This is a genomic window from Marinobacter litoralis (assembly GCF_003336705.1).
Classification (GTDB): Bacteria; Pseudomonadota; Gammaproteobacteria; order Pseudomonadales; family Oleiphilaceae; genus Marinobacter; species Marinobacter litoralis.
Genome location: NZ_QMDL01000001.1, coordinates 446,247 through 462,441, shown reverse-complemented (window position 1 = coordinate 462,441; position 16,195 = coordinate 446,247). Strand labels below are relative to the sequence as shown.

The window sequence follows — 16,195 nt, the reverse complement described above, 5'->3', positions numbered from 1 at the left end:
CAACAGGAGATTAAGAATGACAACAATGACGGTTTCAAAAGCCAGCAGGACAAACTGGCCGCGCCTCCAAAAGCAGAAAAAAGGCTCTTCAAGCCCGCATTCTCTTATTCCGCGTCGTGTGGAATTCAACTGGGCAGACACGCCGCTGGAATGGATTCCCGGGCAACCGTTTGCGAGCCACTTCATTAATCAAATCAATATGATCCTACCCGCTGGAGAATATTGGTTTTGCCGGCTTTTTAACAAGGCCCTTCCACACATCACCGATGAGAAACTCCGAGAGGACGTAAAAGCCTTTATCCGACAGGAAGCCATGCATGCACGCGCTCATGGCGGTGCCGTCGAGGAATACTTGCAAAACCACAACATAGAAACGGCCCGAAATACTGATTTCATGGATAGCCTGTTCAAGGTGGCTCTGGCCGACAACCCGTTTGGACAAAAAATTCCCAAACGATTAGAACGGAACTGGCTGGTATTTCGCTTAGGTTTAGTCGCAGCCATCGAACACATGACGTGCGTTCTTGGCATGTACGCGCTAGAAAACAAAGCGTGGGACAATGCCGGTGCGGATGAGGTGCTTCTCGATCTGTTGCGGTGGCATGGCGCTGAAGAGGTCGAACACCGCTGTGTGGCCTTTGATTTATATCAGCACCTTGGCGGCAGCTACGTATCTCGCTCCTATTTGGCGCTGATTACCTTCCCTCTTATTTTCGGATTGTGGGTCGACGGTGCAGCACATCTGATGAAACAGGACTCACGCTTCGCCAAAAAACGACCCAGCATTTTCCGACCGTGGATTTGGCGTGAATGGATTCGCACTGCGAAAACAGGCCATCTGCCAGGTTTGACCTGGCTGACCCTGAAAGAACTATCCTTTCTGTCACCGCTTTATAACCCCTCTAACGAAGGATCAACAGAACTGGCCTTGAATTATCTAAACGGCTCACCAGCCTATCTCGCCACACAGAAGCCTGAAGCAAAGGCCATCGCCGAATCTGCCACGTAAAGACAGACTCATGATTGCTCCTCTTGCATGTTTTCTATTACAGCCGAGAGGCGATCGCCTAAGAAATTGCGTAGAGAGCGATTAAGAGCAAGCTCTGCTTCAGCCCGAATGGTCTGATGTGCGAGCGGGCGAAGCTGCCAGATCAATTGAGAAAGCTCGCGAATAGTCTCAGAGGGCGGCAGCTCGTCCCCAAATTCGTCGAAGCGGGCCACGGCAATTTTAACCAAACCGTCGGCTGCACGCTGCACATTGCCTCGTAAAAGACGTAAGAGATCAAGTATTTCTTCAAAGGGCATCCCCAGCTTGATCAACTGAGCACCCGCTTCAATGAGTCTCGGGCTCGGAGCGACAAACTTAGTGCGCTTGCGCTCTATCAAGCCCAACTTTACCGCCTCATCTATCATGCTCTTGCTACTACTATTGAGACCAAACATTTTAACGAGGTCCGCAAGACTATACTCTCGGGGCGCTTCGGTTGAAAAAGCAAGCGCGATCGCTTTCTCCAAGCCCAAGATGTCCTCTAGGTTTCGTCCGTCGGTCCATGCAGCGAGCAACTCGCGGATATTATCAATGGAATACCCACGATCTAGCAGGTTATTAATAATATCGAGTCGAGCGGCATGCGAGTCAAAGTAAACGCCCAAACGCCCGCGCTTTTCAGGAGACTCGAGAATCCCTCGGTCTTGGTAAGCTCGGATGTTACGCACAGTGGTACTGCAGCGGCGCGCGAGGTCGTCGATTGTGTACTCGCCATCGGCCAACTGGCTTTTGCTCGTTTTTCGTCCGCGACGATTGCTGGTGGGATTATTCATAGCCCGCATTATATAACAGGCATGTTCCTTGGCAACTAACATCCCTGAGGTTATCGATCCTTTAGTACGCGGTAACGCGTCTACTATGACCTCGGCGGAGTTCTGGCCCGCCAACAAAAAACCCCGAAAGCCAGAGACCTTCGGGGTTTTCGAACGCGATGGACGCGAGCGAATGAGTTACATGATGCTTACATCATGCCGCCCATTCCACCCATTCCACCCATGCCGCCCATGTCTGGCATACCACCGCCAGCACCTTCTTCAGCCGGCTCGTCAGCAACCATCGCCTCAGTGGTGATGATCAAAGACGCTACAGATGCAGCAGCCTGCAAGGAAGAACGGGTAACTTTAGCTGGGTCAAGAATACCCATTTCCAGCATGTCGCCGTATTCTTCAGTTGCTGCGTTGTAACCGAAGGCCTTGTCACCTTCACGAACCTTCGCAACCACTACAGAAGATTCACCGCCTGCGTTGAATACAATCTGACGCAGAGGCGCTTCCATAGCGCGGCGCAGAATGTTCACACCGGCTTTCTGCTCTTCGTTGATCGCGTCAACGTTATCCAGAGCTGCGATAGCGCGAATCAGAGTGACACCACCACCTGCAACGATGCCTTCTTCAACGGCAGCGCGGGTCGAGTGCAGTGCGTCTTCAACACGGGCTTTCTTCTCTTTCATTTCAACTTCAGAGCCAGCACCGATCTTGATAACCGCAACACCGCCAGCCAGCTTGGCTACGCGCTCTTGCAGCTTCTCTTTGTCGTAATCGGAAGAGCTGTCTTCGATCTGCTTACGGATCTGCTCAACACGGGCTTCGATGTCAGCCTGAGCACCAGCGCCATCGATGATGGTGGTGTTCTCTTTAGTGACGTTCACACGCTTAGCGGTGCCGAGGTCATCCAAAGTGGTGTTCTCAAGAGTCAGACCCACTTCTTCGGAAATCACAGTACCGCCAGTCAGAATAGCGATGTCCTGCAGCATTTCCTTACGACGGTCACCAAAGCCAGGCGCTTTAACCGCGTTCACTTTCACGATACCGCGCATGTTGTTCACTACCAGAGTGGCCAACGCTTCGCCTTCGATATCTTCGGCGATGATTTGCAGCGGCTTACCCGCTTTCGCAACAGCTTCCAGTACTGGCAGCAGTTCGCGGATGTTGGAGATCTTCTTGTCTACCAACAGGATAAACGGGTCGTCCAGCTCTGCAGACATGTTGTCCTGGTTGTTGATGAAGTACGGGCTCAGGAAACCACGGTCGAACTGCATACCTTCAACCACGTCCAGCTCGTCTTCCAGACCACGGCCCTCTTCAACGGTGATCACGCCTTCTTTACCAACACGCTCCATTGCGTCTGCAATGATACGGCCGATCGTTTCGTCGCCGTTGGCAGAGATGGTACCTACCTGAGCGATGTTGCGGCTGTCGTCGCAAGGAGTCGCCATTTCACGGATCGCTTTAACGGCTTCAGCAGTCGCCTTGTCGATGCCGCGCTTCAGGTCCATCGGGTTCATGCCAGCAGTGACGGCTTTGATGCCTTCGCTAACAATTGCCTGAGCCAGAACGGTTGCAGTAGTGGTACCGTCACCGGCAGTTTCGTTGGCCTGGGAAGCAACTTCCTTAACCATCTGCGCGCCCATGTTCTCGAACTTGTCTTTCAGCTCGATCTCTTTCGCAACAGATACACCGTCTTTGGTTACGGTCGGAGCACCGAAAGACTTTTCCAGAACCACGTTACGGCCTTTGGGGCCCAGGGTAACCTTCACGGCGTCAGCCAGAATGTTTACACCTTTTACCATGCGCTTGCGGGCGCTATCACCAAACTGAACTTCTTTTGCTGCCATGTCTCTAATTCCTGTTCGTTAAACCGAAATTTGATCGATCGGATAAATGTTCGTTCGTGCGTATCGCTTAGGCGATCACTCAAGCACGCCGTAGATATCGTTCTCGCTCATGATGAGCAGCTCTTCACCGTCTACCTTCACGGTATTGCCGGCGTACTGGCCGAAAACAACGGTGTCACCCACTTTGACTGCCAATGAACGAGTTTCGCCATTTTCGAGAATGCGGCCGTTGCCCACAGCGATTACTTCACCCTGAGACGGCTTCTCTTTCGCGTTACCCGGCAGCACGATGCCACCTGCAGTTTTCTCTTCTTCTTCCTTACGGCGCACAACAACACGGTCGTGTAGCGGACGAATCTTCATTGCTCGGTTTCTCCAATAGTCAGATTAATGTGGCAATGACAATTGCTTGTTAAAAAATGTCTGGTCGGGACACCCCAACCTGACAAACTGCCCGGTCTCCAAACATCTGATAGTCAGAGCTTTTCGACCCGCGGCGAATCTGTGCAACTTAAATGGGGCTGCCTGAAACGTTTTCAACACCCCCAACGAAAAATTTTTACTTTTTTTCCAGCCTGTCCCGGTCAGATTCCGTCTGGTCCTGATACTCGCCTTCGATGATGTCGCCGCCGGCATCACGATCGAATGGACGCTGCGGCCCGAAGGGCCCCGAACCAAAACCGCCAGCCTGAAAATGAAAGCTTCGGCTTTGCCCTGCAACCACCATCCGCTTCATCGCCTGACCGGCGAGCCAGTGCCGTGTTCCCGGCAGCAAGCAAAAGAAGCCAAAGGCATCGGTAATAAAGCCCGGCGTAAGCAGCATGGCACCGCCCACCGCCAAAATCAGACCTTCCGCTACTTCTTTCGCCGGCAGCTCACCGCTATTGAGACGCTGGTTCGCCCTCAACAAGGTCTGCAGGCCCTGCTTACGGAGCAGCCAGGCACCAATAATGGCCGTTAAAAATACCAACGCAATGGTATTTAGAGCACCAATCATGCCCCCTACTTTGATGAGCACCACCAGTTCGGCAACGGGCATAACAATAAAAAGAAACAGAAAAACCGGCATATTGGCCTCGAGATCGTGAATGTGTGTTCGGCAACGTCTGGTATACTCCGCGCCATACAAATAATGACTCAAAGCCACGGGCACACAGTTAATTCTTACCATCACTGAGAAACTAACTAAGGGCAAACTATGAAACTTCAAGACTCCGTAATCGCAATTACCGGCGGCGGCCAGGGCCTGGGCCGTGCAATGGCCGAATACCTGGCGGCAAAAGGCGCCAAACTGGCGCTGATCGACCTGATGGAAGACAAGCTGGCCGAATCGGTTGAAGCCTGCAAAGCAGCCGGCGTTGAAGCCAAAGCCTACGTCTGCAACGTGGCCAAAGAAGAAGATGTTGAGAATACATTTAAAGCGATCGTTGACGACTTCGGCCAGCTCAACGGCCTGATCAACAACGCCGGCATCCTGCGCGACGGCCTGATGGTTAAATACAAAGACGGCAAGCTTGAGAAGCGTATGGAGCTGAGCCAGTGGCAGTCGGTTATCGACGTCAACCTCACCGGCGTTTTCCTGTGTGGCCGTGAAGCCGCTACCCGTATGATCGAAAACGGCGACAAAGGCGCGATCATCAACATCGCCTCTATTTCTCGTGCGGGCAACATGGGTCAGAGCAACTACTCTGCCGCCAAAGCCGGCGTGTCTGCACTGGTCCCGGTTTGGGCGAAAGAGCTGGCTCGTTACGGCATTCGCTGCATGGGCATCGCGCCAGGTTTCATCGAAACCGAAATGACCGCCTCCATGAAGCCGGAAGCACTGGAAAAAATGACCGCAGGCATCCCGCTCAAGCGTATGGGCAAGCCTGAAGAAATCGCTTCAGCTGCCGCGTTCATCTTCGAGAACGATTATGTGTCTGGTCGTATGATCGAAGTAGACGGCGCACTTCGCCTCTAGTCTGCGAAACAGCGGAGTTCTACGTGGACGAGTTTGAAAACGAACCCACCAAAGAACAAAAAATCTGGCAGGTAGTGGCCGCAATCCCTCCGGGGAACGTGGCCAGCTACGGTCAGGTTGCCGCGATGGCGGGCCTTGGTCGCCAAGCCCGCTTTGTTGGCCAGGCACTGGGCAAATTGCCCGCCGGCCACAGCATCCCCTGGCACCGAGTACTCCGGAGCAACGGCCAAATTGCTTTTCCTGAAGGTACCGAAACCCGTCAACTGCAAACTGAAAAGCTGCGATTGGAAGGGGTAGAAGTAAACAAAGGAAAGGTGTCTATGAAAAGGTTTCAGTGGCAACCCTGAACCATCGCTCAGGGCCGCACTGATTAAAGCAGAAAACTCAGATTACACAGCCTTGGCTGCGATAATCTTCTCTTGCCACTCGACCGGGCCGGTCTGGTGCACAGAGCTACCACGAGAATCGACTGCCACGGTTACCGGCATGTCTTCCACTTCAAACTCGTAGATCGCTTCCATTCCCAACTCTTCGAAGGCCACCACTTCAGCACCCTTGATAGCTTTGGAAACGAGATAAGCCGCACCACCCACAGCCATCAGATACACCGCACCGTGCTTCTTGATAGCGTCGATGGCAACCTGTCCGCGTTCGGCTTTACCGATCATTCCGGTCAAACCGGTTTTCTCCAGCATGGTGTCAGTGAACTTGTCCATACGGGTGGCGGTGGTGGGGCCAGCCGGGCCAACCACTTCTTCGCCCACAGGATCAACCGGGCCAACGTAATAGATGAAGCGGCCTTTCAGATCCACCGGCAGCTCTTCACCGCGCTCGATCATATCAACCATCTTCTTGTGCGCGGCATCACGGCCGGTCAGCATCTTGCCAGACAGCAGAACCGTTTCACCCGGCTGCCAGTCTTTTACGTCTTCCGGCGTAACGGTATCCAGGTTCACGCGGCGAACGTTCTCACCCACTTCCCAGGTAATTTCCGGCCAGTCGTCCAGGCTCGGCGGCGTTTGCAGAGACGGGCCAGTGCCATCCAGCGTGAAGTGCGCGTGACGAGTCGCCGCACAGTTCGGAATGATTGCTACCGGCTTGTTGGCGGCGTGAGTCGGGTAATCTTTTACCTTCACATCCAGAACCGTGGTCAAACCACCCAGGCCCTGAGCACCAATACCCAAATCGTTCACTTTCTCGAACAACTCAAGACGCAGCTCTTCGGCACGGTTAGAGGCACCGCGCTCTTGCAGCTCGTGAATGTCGATGGGGTCCAGCAGAGATTCTTTCGCCAGTTCCATGGCCTTTTCAGCGGTACCACCAATACCAATACCCAGCATGCCAGGCGGACACCAGCCAGCACCCATCTGCGGAATCATTTTCAGAACCCACTCTACAACCGAGTCAGACGGGTTCAGCATGGCAAACTTGGACTTGGCCTCAGAACCGCCGCCTTTCGCTGCCACGTGAACTTCGACGGTGTTACCCGGAACCATCTTGTAGTGAATGATGGCGGGGGTGTTGTCTTTGGTGTTCTGGCGCTTGCCGTCCGGATCAGCCAATACGGATGCACGCAGTACGTTGTCCGGATGGGTGTAGGCGCGGCGAACACCTTCGTTGATTACGTCGTCCAGCGCCATGTCGCACTCGAACTTCACATCCATACCGATGTTCACGAACACGGTCACGATACCGGTGTCCTGACAGATCGGGCGGTGGCCTTGGGCACACATACGGGAGTTGATCAGAATCTGGGCCATGGCGTCTTTCGCCGCCTGAGACTCTTCCCTCTTGTAGGCCTCGTACACGCCCTGAATGAAATCCTTCGGGTGGTAATAGGAAATAAACTGCAGCGCGTCAGCTACGCTTTCGATCAGGTCGTCCTGGCGGATTACGGTGGTCATAGTCGCCTCATCAGCTTTCTGATTATGGAAGTGCGCAGAACCGCCAAAGTGGCCCTGCTTATAAAGGAAGCGAGAGTTTACCAGAAATTTCGACACGCGAGGGATGCGACAGAAGGCGAAACAATCTATGACCTTGCTAGCGAGAATTTATGGAACATTCTGGGCATTTTCGAAACAATTTGTTAAATCCCGCAACTGCAGCGCCCCTTAACTCGACAAACCCTTAAAGGGGCTCTATTTTTCAAAGAGGCTACTCCAACTGTGCGAGGAAGGAGTTGCAACGCAGAATCACACTTTTGGCTGATCAACACTTGCCAAGGTGTCGCTATAGTCGATGCTACAGAAATTGGCTTAACGCGCTGGCTAGGATTTCAGACAAATAAGCAGAACAGGCAAAAGAGCGGAATTCAGGGGCCGACCGGTTCCGTCTAAGCCGGATATAACGATACAACAACAGGAAAAGGTTCCACCCATGTTCAAGAAAACTCTAATAAGTCTTGCCGTGGCTTCTACCCTAGGGTTAACGGGCTGCTTTGACAGTGGCAGCAATGACAAAAACGCTAACCCGAGCCCGAAATACAAAGATTCTTCTATTGACGGGAAGACTTGGCCGATTTTTAATCCCGCGACTAAGCAACTTCCAACACCTAACGACATTCTCTTCGCTCAAGAACTTGCAGCCGACGGCACCATGGCGGGATCTAGCGATAACGCTGTTACGATCGGTTTAGACGCTCTAGACGGCGCTTCGACAGTCGCTCAGTTCGATATCAAGCTGTCTGGGACCATCAAAAAAGACTCAGTGGACGGCCGAGTTCTTATTGAACAAGATGGAAGCCTTATCCCTAATCCGACGCAGAACGTTTTTCTCTTAGGGTTAGACTTCCCTGGTGGCGATGCACTTCTGAATAACTCAGATCATTACATGAAGCTCGCAGATGCGAACGGCATCACTCTGCCGGAAGGCGTGATTCTTCCCGGAGAAACCCCAACTTTTGATCTAGGAATTTTGCTGAAGACAGCTCAGGAGTTGAAAGCAGCACTTGCCAATCCCGATACTCCGGACGCCGCCAAGCCTACACTCGGCGCCCAACTCATGGACATCGGCAAACAACTGCAAGAGAAAGCGATGGAGTATCGCGTAGAGGTTATTAGCCTCGACGGCGGAACCGACAATGCACTGAGAATTACACCTCTTCAGCCTCTAGATCCCAAAAAGAAATATCTGGTTGTTGTCACTAACGAGATTGTTGACTATGACGGAGACCCGCTCATTAACGACCCGGTATACAACAACATTTCTACGGCCGAAAGCCCAGCTGATCTGATCAGTCAGCAGCTCGCTCCGCTAATTCCTGCTATCAACAGCTGGGAACAACTGGCAGGCGGTTATTTTGAGAATGTAACGAACACCGTGCGCAAGCAGGTTGGCCTCCCTGCACTTGGCAATGACAGCATTTCTCTAGCATTAACTTTTACAACTGGCGGAACCACTGACGTTCTGGAAACCGCTGCAGCACCAGCACAATTCTTTTACCGGAACGGGCTAACACAAACTCGCCAAGGCGCAATATTGCAGACGTTGGTTAGCAATTTGGACAGCTGGAGCGAGCTTTCTCCAACTGAACAGTACACCCGCCTTAAGACTGCAGCAGAAACGGCAGTTGGACAAGCTGAAGCGGCAAGTCCATCACTAGCACAAATTGCAGCCGGGACTGCAGCGCAACTCAACTTACCGAGTCTAGGAGTTAGCAGCCCAGCACCAAGCACCATTTCAGTGTTCCCTGGGCGCATACCTGCACAAGCAGCACTGGGGCAAAGTGCTAAGCCCACAGATATCCTAGTAGGGGGTATTACACTGCCTTACTATCTAAGCATCCCAACAGAATCCAACCCTGAAGCTATCAACGCCCCATGGGTCGCGTCGAGCAAGCTTGGCGATGAAATCGACTCTACCGGCGCAACCCCCCCCTCGGACAAAGTGACATATAAGTACCCCTTTGCTGAAAAGCAGGGAGACGTAAGTGTCCCATTAATGCTTTCTGTGCCAGATGAGAATAAGTGCGAAGCCGCCAAACCGTGGAACGTTGTAATTTACCAGCACGGTATTTTTGGAAACCGCTCTCATAGCCTAGCTCTTGGCAACCAACTGGCAGACAACTGTTTCGTAACTGTAGCAATGGACCTGCCACACCATGGCATTGCGCCAACACTAGCTACTGGCGGTGTCGACCCATCTCTCGCATTTGGTGCTGATAAAGCTCTAGACCCTAGCACGGGTAAGATCGTAGACAGTCCGCTTCCGGTCAACGAAAGACACTTCGGCTGGGGCCAGAAGAATGGTACGCCTGTACGCATGACGTACTCCCTCGATGCAGACCAAGCCGTCGGCTCATCAGGTCAGTTTTTCCTAAATCTCAGCAATTTACCCGTTGCTAGGGACAACCTACGCCAAGCGGTGGTCGACCTGCTCAATCTTAATGCCAGCCTTCCTAGCCTAAATGGCCTCGATCTTGATGATAACGGCACCGCCGGAGACGACATCGACGTAGGAGGCGACAGCAAGCTATTCTTCGCCGGACACTCTCTAGGTGGCATTGTTGGCACAACCTTTGTTTCCGTCGCAAATGGAGCGGCGCAAGTTGAAACTCTTGGTAATACTAGTATCAACGAAATCACAGCAGCAGCTCTAATCACACCGGGAGCCGGGGTTGCCAAGCTGTTAGAGAACTCACCAAGCATCAGCCCGACTGTCTTAGGCCAACTAGCGAAAGCTGGCCTTACTCAGGGCAGCCGAGAACTCGAGCTATTCCTCAATGTAGCCCAAGCATCTATAGATAGCGCAGAACCGCTTAACTTTGCTGCATCTCTAGCTTCCACCACTCCCGTATACATAAATGAAGTGTACGGCAATGGTACCGACATCAAAACTAAGGATCAGACAGTCCCTGTTGCCGCGGATAAATCATACGGCGAAGCACTCAATAGCATTGAAGGCTACACAGCGCCACTCGGCCTTGCGAAACCTGCCCCACTTGCGGGAACCGAGCCACTGATCTACGCGCTAGAAGATTCAGGCGCAACGTCAGGGCAAACGGTTGAAGTGAAGCGCCTTGCTTCGGGCAACCACTCAACGGTGGTGACGGCTCAGCCACTGAGTGCATTTGCGGAAATCGCAAATGATGTGATCACGTTCTTCGGAACGCAAGCTCAACAACAGGACCAAGGGCCGCAATAACTGTAAATGTAACGTTAAAGACAAAAAAGGAGGGGTAACCCTCCTTTTTTGTCGCTTTTAGGTAGTACGATTAAGCGTACCTTATAGCCAGCCCCATCTGCCTCTGCCCCACACCATCCCCCCGATCTTTCTCAACAACCATTCCACGTGCGACCATCTGAGGATGCTCCGCCGCCTCCTCAATCGTCAGCACGGGCTCCACACAAGCATCCACCTCAGCAAAAATCTCGCGCCATTCCGCAAAGGTTTTTTCAGCTACTTTTTGCTTTATGGCTTTCTTTAATGCCTGCTGCTGTTCCGGGTTCTGGCTAAGAGCAAAACTCTTCATCTCGGGGATTTCCAGGGCATCGCACAAGCGCGCCGAGAATTGTGGCTCCAGGCTTCCCACAGATAACCAACGGCCATCACTGGTCTGGTAGTAGTCGTAGAAGGTGCCGCCATTGAGCATGCCACTCTCAGGCTTCTGGGTCTGGCCGCCTGCTATGGCTGCGGCGCCCGCCATGGCGTTCATGGCGAAGGCGGCATCCGTCATGCTGATATCCACGAAAGCGCCCTCACCGGTCTGCTGGCGGCGGATAACGGCTGCCAGAATGCCCATCACCGCGTGGTGGGAGCCGCCAGCCACGTCGGCGATCTGAATACCCATAGGCGGTGGCCCGCTGTCGGCTCGACCACAGTGGCTGGCGACACCAGAGATGGCAAGGTAGTTGATGTCGTGGCCGGCGCGGTCTTTGTAGGGGCCGGTTTGGCCGTAGCCGGTAATAGCGCAATAGATCAACTTGGGATTAATCGCCTTGAGAGTTTCGTAACCGATTCCGAGTCGGTCCATTACACCGGGGCGGAATTGCTCCACCACCACGTCGTACTCTTTTACCAGCTCTTTAATCCTGTCTGCGCTGCCTTCTTGCTTAAGGTTAAGTTCTAAGGTTTGCTTTCCGCGCCCCAAGTAGGAATACGCTGTGCTGAATTTGCCATCAAACGGCGGTATCACTTTCACCAAGTCCACTCTATCCGGCGCTTCTACCCGAAGCACTTCAGCGCCCATATCCGCCAACATCATGGTGGCGTAGGGCCCAGGCAATAGCGTGCTGAAATCGAGGACTTTCAGTTCTTTGAGCGGGGCTGTCACGGCAATCTCCTGTCGTTTTGTTAGTCGTTATTAGTCGATGATCTCATGCTGCCGGTTTTTCCGGCCTCGGCCAACTACCCCTTTGGCCAATCCCATTGGCAAAATCTTCCATCTTTGCAGTCATTCAAGCGGTTGCATTGTCTTACGGTGTACTTATGATGAATGGCGTCTCACAAAAGGTTCGTTTATGTCTGCCCTTACAGTTTCCAAACACTTTGTTGAAGCATCTCTCACAGGCGTGGAACGCTTGGGTTTCAATGTTCGCGAGATGTTGCTTGAAGCCGGGATTTCACCAGACCTTCTACGTATCGAAAAAGCCCGGGTGAACAACGACCAATTCAGCCGTTTGATGCAAGTGATCTGGACCAGAACCGGAGACGAGTTTATGGGCCTAGGGCCAAGGCGGGCCCGAACAGGCACCTTTGCGACCATGTGTGAGTTGGCCATCAACTGCCAGACTTTAGAAGAGGTATTGCGGCAAACGTACGAGTTTTCCCGCCTATTCGAACCCATGGCTGGCATGAAGCTTGAGGTTCACGAAAACAGTGCGCGGCTGGTGTCGATAATTGAAGGTGAATACTGCGACCCGGACCATTTCCTTCAGGAGAGCCTACCGGTGATCTGGCACCGGCTGGTGAGTTGGCTGATCGGGCAACCTGTGGAGTTGGAAAAAGCCGAATTCCATTACCCAAAGCCTGAACATGGTGATGAATTAAGGCACATCTTCCGTTGCCCACTGGCGTTCGAATCAGACTGCACAGCCCTCACCTTCAACAAACGCTTTCTGTCGGCTCCGGTGATTCGCGACAAGCCCGAGATGCGCCAATTCCTGAAAACTTCGCCGGCGGATTTGTTATCCCGCCCTGACGAAAGCAACACCTGGACAGGCCGCATTCGTGGTTTGATTGGCCGGGACTTTTCCAAACCCATGCCGGATTTTGACTGGATAGCCCAAGAACTGCACACCAGCCCACAGACCTTGAGACGTCGATTGAAGCAGGAAAATACGTCGTTTCAGGAGATTAAAGATTTACTGCGAAGGGATATGGCCATCTATTACCTGAGCCATCAAGACTTGCCGATCAACGACATTGCCGAGCGGGTGGGCTTTACCGAACCGTCCACCTTTCACCGTGCATTCAAGAAGTGGACGGGTGTTACCCCGGGCGCCTGGCGTGATGGCGAACGGGGCAATCTGGCTATGACCTAAGCGGTCAGTTGCCGGCACTACCCTGCTGAAGGTTGCGAATGAGGCGCCCCAAGGTTTGGGCAATTTCACTCACCTTCGATTGATTAGGTGCAAGCTGGAACAATCGCGAACCGTCCCGAGGATCGTATATCCAGCAAGCGCCAACCACAGCCTGGCAGTCCCAGCGAGGTTGAGGATTCACACCGTAAACCGGTAGCGGGCTGGTTTTTCGCACCAGAGTACCGTCGATTTCCCGCCGTACCTGCTGGATTGTGAGTTCACTGCCATTAATCGTCACACGATATTGAATATCCGCCGGCCGGTCCAAACGCACAACGGCTTTGTCTTTGCGCCACCCGTTAGCATCCAACAAGGCATTCAGGTGAATGGTCAGTGCTTCCCGGTCGGTTTTGGCCAGATACAACTTACGCAAGGTGTCCAGGTTTTCACCACCGGCAGGTTCAATCACTGCCACTGGCTCTCGGGCGTTCACTTTACCTTCAACCAACGCACGGGCACTGGCTTTGCTTTGCTTTTCAATATCCGTAATCAATGTCAGCGACTGTTGATAGTGCTTACCTTCCGCTCCGACCCGGCTAACGTACCCTTCAAGCGCAGAGCGCGCTTCATTGAAGTGTTTGGCTTGCAACATGGCTCGGCCACGGTAATACAGGTATTCCGCGGGCTTTTCGGCTTTCATGGTCTGAAGACGGTTCAGGTATTCACCCGCCTCACTCCATCGCTCTGCGCTGACGGCCTCTTCTGTGGCCAGCATAAGCCTGCGTACTTCGTGCTCCGGCTCCAGTGCCTGCGCTTGCCCCGTGCACAATAACGTTGAAGACAACACCAATCCAGCAAGCCATGAACGGGCCACCGGCGTACACCGCTTTCGTGTTAACAACATACTACTGCTCCTGATGACTCTCGGTGTCGCTTGAATACAGGTCTGCTGACTCTGGTTCACGGCGCGATTCGGGTTCTTCCACACGCTCGGCATCGTCAGTATCGACTTCGGCTTGCTCCACAATACTTTTCGGCAGTTCCTTTTTCACCCGAACACCCAACTCCACAAACCGGTTAGCCTGCGAGATTAGATTACCACGGCCTCGGGTCAGGGTATTCATCGCATTATCATACGTACCCTGTGCCGTATGCAGTTGGCTACCAAGCCTTTCCATGGCCTCCACGAAGACTCTAAGCTTGTCGTACACAGCGCCCGCGCGTTCGGCAATGCGGCGCGCATTCTGGCTTTGCCGCTCATAACGCCAGATATTTTCAATCGTGCGCAAGGTCGCCAACAGCGTGGTTGGCGTTACCACAATAATCTTTCTCTCGAATGCTTCAGCGAACAAGTTATCATCTTGCTGAAAAGCGGCCACAAAGGCCGGCTCGATGGGCATGAACAGAAGCACGAAATCAGGCGAATGCAATCCATTGAGCTGGCTGTAATCCTTCTCGCTCAGGGTGCGAATATGATTCCTGACCGCTTCAACGTGTTGCTTCAGAGCATGCTCTCGAGCTTCATCATCCTCGGCAATCACCCACTCCTGGTAGGCCACCAGAGACACCTTTGAATCAACCACCAGGTTACGCTGATCTGGCAGATGCACGATGACATCCGGACGCAACAGCTGATTATCGTTATCTCTATAGCTGCCCTGGGTTTCGTACTCGATACCTTTGCGCAAGCCAGAACGTTCCAGCACCCGCTCGAGGATCAATTCGCCCCAGTTACCCTGCACCTTTTTATCGCCTTTCAGCGCTTTAGTCAGATTAGCGGCTTCTTCGGTAATCTGCCGGTTCAGATCCTGCAGTGATTTGATTTCGCTGCGCAGGGCTTGGCGATCTCGGGTTTCGGTGGTGTAAACATCTTCCACCCGCTTGCGGAAATCCTGAAGCTGATCCCGGAACGGATTCAGCAAAGAGTCCAAACTGGTTTTCGATTGCTGACTGAAGCGCTCGCTTTTCTGGTCGAAGATCCGGTTCGCCAGATTTTCGAATTCCTGCTTGAGACTGTCCCGGTTCTTTTCCAACAGTTCCAGTTTTTCGTTGGCGGCCCGGCGTTCTTTGTCCAGCGTAACCTGTTGTTCACGCAGATCAGCCTTCAGAGCCGCAACCTGATCCCGCCAGCTTTCTACGGCGCGCTCCAGTTTATCTGCACGCTCCTGCTTTTCCGCGATGGCCGCTTCCAGATACTGAACCGTCTGCTCATGGAGCGCTTGTGCTTGGTGAGCCGCATTCAACCGGGAGGTTCTGTTCACCAACAGGCCAAGCAGGCCGCAGCAAGCGCCCAGCAGAACCGCAACTCCTCCCAATATCATCGCTGGGTTAGCTGTACTGAATTGAGCGAATCCCTCTACCACTGGCGGCAACTCCTGCAACATGCATCGGGTGAATCCAGGCGGCCATAAACCGCCAAAGCCTCACAGTCTAACCCAGAGATCTGTTTTTTGGGGAAATTGGAAAAGCACCTCAGTCACAGCCTCGACTGCTTGGCATTTAACGCAATTCACTGAAGTCGCTCTAGACGTAGCATGTAAATTAATCTAAAAAGAATGAAACTGCCGTTCACTTTTTGATGGCAAACCAGCCAAATGCTCACCTTCAGGACAAGAGCATGTTAAAAGAACTCTGGAGAAAACTGGGCTCGGAATTCCTGCAAGCCGACGAGCCTGCAGAAGGAGCCTGCTGGGCGCAATGGGCTGGGCAGCGCAGCGGTGCCAAGATGCTGCCTCACATAACCCATACGGGTGAATTTCATCTGGAACGGCTAAACCAGTTGTTGCGTGACCGCTACGATCACGCCTTTGTGGCACCGGAAAACCCCGCAGTAAGTGACGAAACGCTCAAAGAAGTCATCAGCTATGCCTCCCGGATTCAAGACCAGGACATCCAGCGTGAACTGCTCCTATTCTATCTGAATTGTTCACCAGTGATTCAAGAATACTTGCGATCCGAAACCACCCTAGGAACGGGTTCATTTCTTGGCAAATAAGCCGGCGCCTTAACCATCTGTAAAGGCGCTGGACATGCAGCTTGTAGTATACTTCTCCCCCTAATCGACAACACAATGAAGGCTCATCGGCACAAACTCCACGGCCGATAAATTGAGC

14 protein-coding genes are annotated in these 16,195 nt (G+C 53.0%); 6 read left to right on the top strand and 8 right to left on the bottom strand.

Annotated elements, in window-relative coordinates; all coding sequences use genetic code 11:
- Window positions 1-16 precede the first annotated feature (16 nt).
- Window positions 17-1,009 carry a metal-dependent hydrolase gene (locus DOQ08_RS02085; protein WP_206074760.1) on the top strand — a complete coding sequence of 331 codons (993 nt, stop codon included), beginning with the start codon at window positions 17-19 and terminating at the stop codon, window positions 1,007-1,009.
- Window positions 1,010-1,017: 8 nt separating this feature from the next.
- Here the strand turns inward: DOQ08_RS02085 and DOQ08_RS02080 are convergent, their stop codons facing one another.
- The 4 genes from DOQ08_RS02080 to DOQ08_RS02065 all read right to left on the bottom strand — a co-directional run bounded on the left by DOQ08_RS02080 (window position 1,018) and on the right by DOQ08_RS02065 (window position 4,731).
- A complete protein-coding gene (locus tag DOQ08_RS02080) occupies window positions 1,018-1,821 on the bottom strand; it encodes a MerR family transcriptional regulator (protein WP_165823581.1) in 804 nt (267 codons plus the stop codon).
- A gap of 188 nt (window positions 1,822-2,009) precedes the next feature.
- Window positions 2,010-3,662, bottom strand: a complete 1,653-nt coding sequence (gene groL / locus DOQ08_RS02075; RefSeq protein WP_114333244.1) for a chaperonin GroEL — start codon at window positions 3,660-3,662, stop codon at window positions 2,010-2,012.
- Between the two features lie 75 nt (window positions 3,663-3,737).
- Window positions 3,738-4,025 carry a co-chaperone GroES gene (gene groES / locus DOQ08_RS02070; RefSeq protein ID WP_114333243.1) on the bottom strand — a complete coding sequence of 96 codons (288 nt, stop codon included), beginning with the start codon at window positions 4,023-4,025 and terminating at the stop codon, window positions 3,738-3,740.
- Window positions 4,026-4,221: 196 nt separating this feature from the next.
- Entirely contained in the window at window positions 4,222-4,731 is a 510-nt protein-coding gene (locus DOQ08_RS02065) for an FxsA family protein (RefSeq protein WP_114333242.1), read from the bottom strand.
- A 129-nt stretch (window positions 4,732-4,860) separates the two neighbouring features.
- On the opposite strand from DOQ08_RS02065, the gene DOQ08_RS02060 reads away from it, so the two are divergent.
- Complete coding sequence (locus DOQ08_RS02060) at window positions 4,861-5,622, top strand: SDR family oxidoreductase (RefSeq protein WP_114333241.1); 762 nt, start codon at window positions 4,861-4,863, stop codon at window positions 5,620-5,622.
- A 23-nt stretch (window positions 5,623-5,645) separates the two neighbouring features.
- Window positions 5,646-5,969, top strand: coding sequence for an MGMT family protein (locus DOQ08_RS02055; protein WP_114333240.1), 324 nt, complete (start codon window positions 5,646-5,648; stop codon window positions 5,967-5,969).
- A 42-nt stretch (window positions 5,970-6,011) separates the two neighbouring features.
- On the opposite strand, the gene DOQ08_RS02050 is transcribed toward DOQ08_RS02055, so the two are convergent.
- Window positions 6,012-7,526 carry a fumarate hydratase gene (locus tag DOQ08_RS02050; RefSeq protein WP_114333239.1) on the bottom strand — a complete coding sequence of 505 codons (1,515 nt, stop codon included), beginning with the start codon at window positions 7,524-7,526 and terminating at the stop codon, window positions 6,012-6,014.
- 472 nt (window positions 7,527-7,998) lie between these two features.
- Between DOQ08_RS02050 and DOQ08_RS02045 the strand changes: the two genes are divergently transcribed.
- Entirely contained in the window at window positions 7,999-10,764 is a 2,766-nt protein-coding gene (locus tag DOQ08_RS02045; RefSeq protein WP_114333238.1) for a dienelactone hydrolase family protein, read from the top strand.
- 70 nt (window positions 10,765-10,834) lie between these two features.
- Here the strand turns inward: DOQ08_RS02045 and DOQ08_RS02040 are convergent, their stop codons facing one another.
- Window positions 10,835-11,893, bottom strand: a complete 1,059-nt coding sequence (locus DOQ08_RS02040; RefSeq protein WP_114333237.1) for a CaiB/BaiF CoA transferase family protein — start codon at window positions 11,891-11,893, stop codon at window positions 10,835-10,837.
- A 187-nt stretch (window positions 11,894-12,080) separates the two neighbouring features.
- Here DOQ08_RS02040 and DOQ08_RS02035 point away from each other — a divergent pair, with 187 nt between their 5' ends.
- Window positions 12,081-13,103 (top strand): AraC family transcriptional regulator, encoded by a 1,023-nt coding sequence (locus DOQ08_RS02035; protein ID WP_114333236.1) that lies wholly within the window; start codon window positions 12,081-12,083, stop codon window positions 13,101-13,103.
- Between the two features lie 4 nt (window positions 13,104-13,107).
- Here the strand turns inward: DOQ08_RS02035 and DOQ08_RS02030 are convergent, their stop codons facing one another.
- Both DOQ08_RS02030 and rmuC read right to left on the bottom strand, forming a co-directional pair.
- Window positions 13,108-13,986 (bottom strand): hypothetical protein, encoded by an 879-nt coding sequence (locus tag DOQ08_RS02030; protein WP_114333235.1) that lies wholly within the window; start codon window positions 13,984-13,986, stop codon window positions 13,108-13,110.
- A 1-nt stretch (window position 13,987) separates the two neighbouring features.
- Window positions 13,988-15,466 carry a DNA recombination protein RmuC gene (rmuC, locus tag DOQ08_RS02025; protein WP_227537451.1) on the bottom strand — a complete coding sequence of 493 codons (1,479 nt, stop codon included), beginning with the start codon at window positions 15,464-15,466 and terminating at the stop codon, window positions 13,988-13,990.
- Window positions 15,467-15,699: 233 nt separating this feature from the next.
- Between rmuC and DOQ08_RS02020 the strand changes: the two genes are divergently transcribed.
- Window positions 15,700-16,077, top strand: a complete 378-nt coding sequence (locus DOQ08_RS02020; RefSeq protein WP_114333234.1) for a hypothetical protein — start codon at window positions 15,700-15,702, stop codon at window positions 16,075-16,077.
- Window positions 16,078-16,195 lie beyond the last annotated feature (118 nt).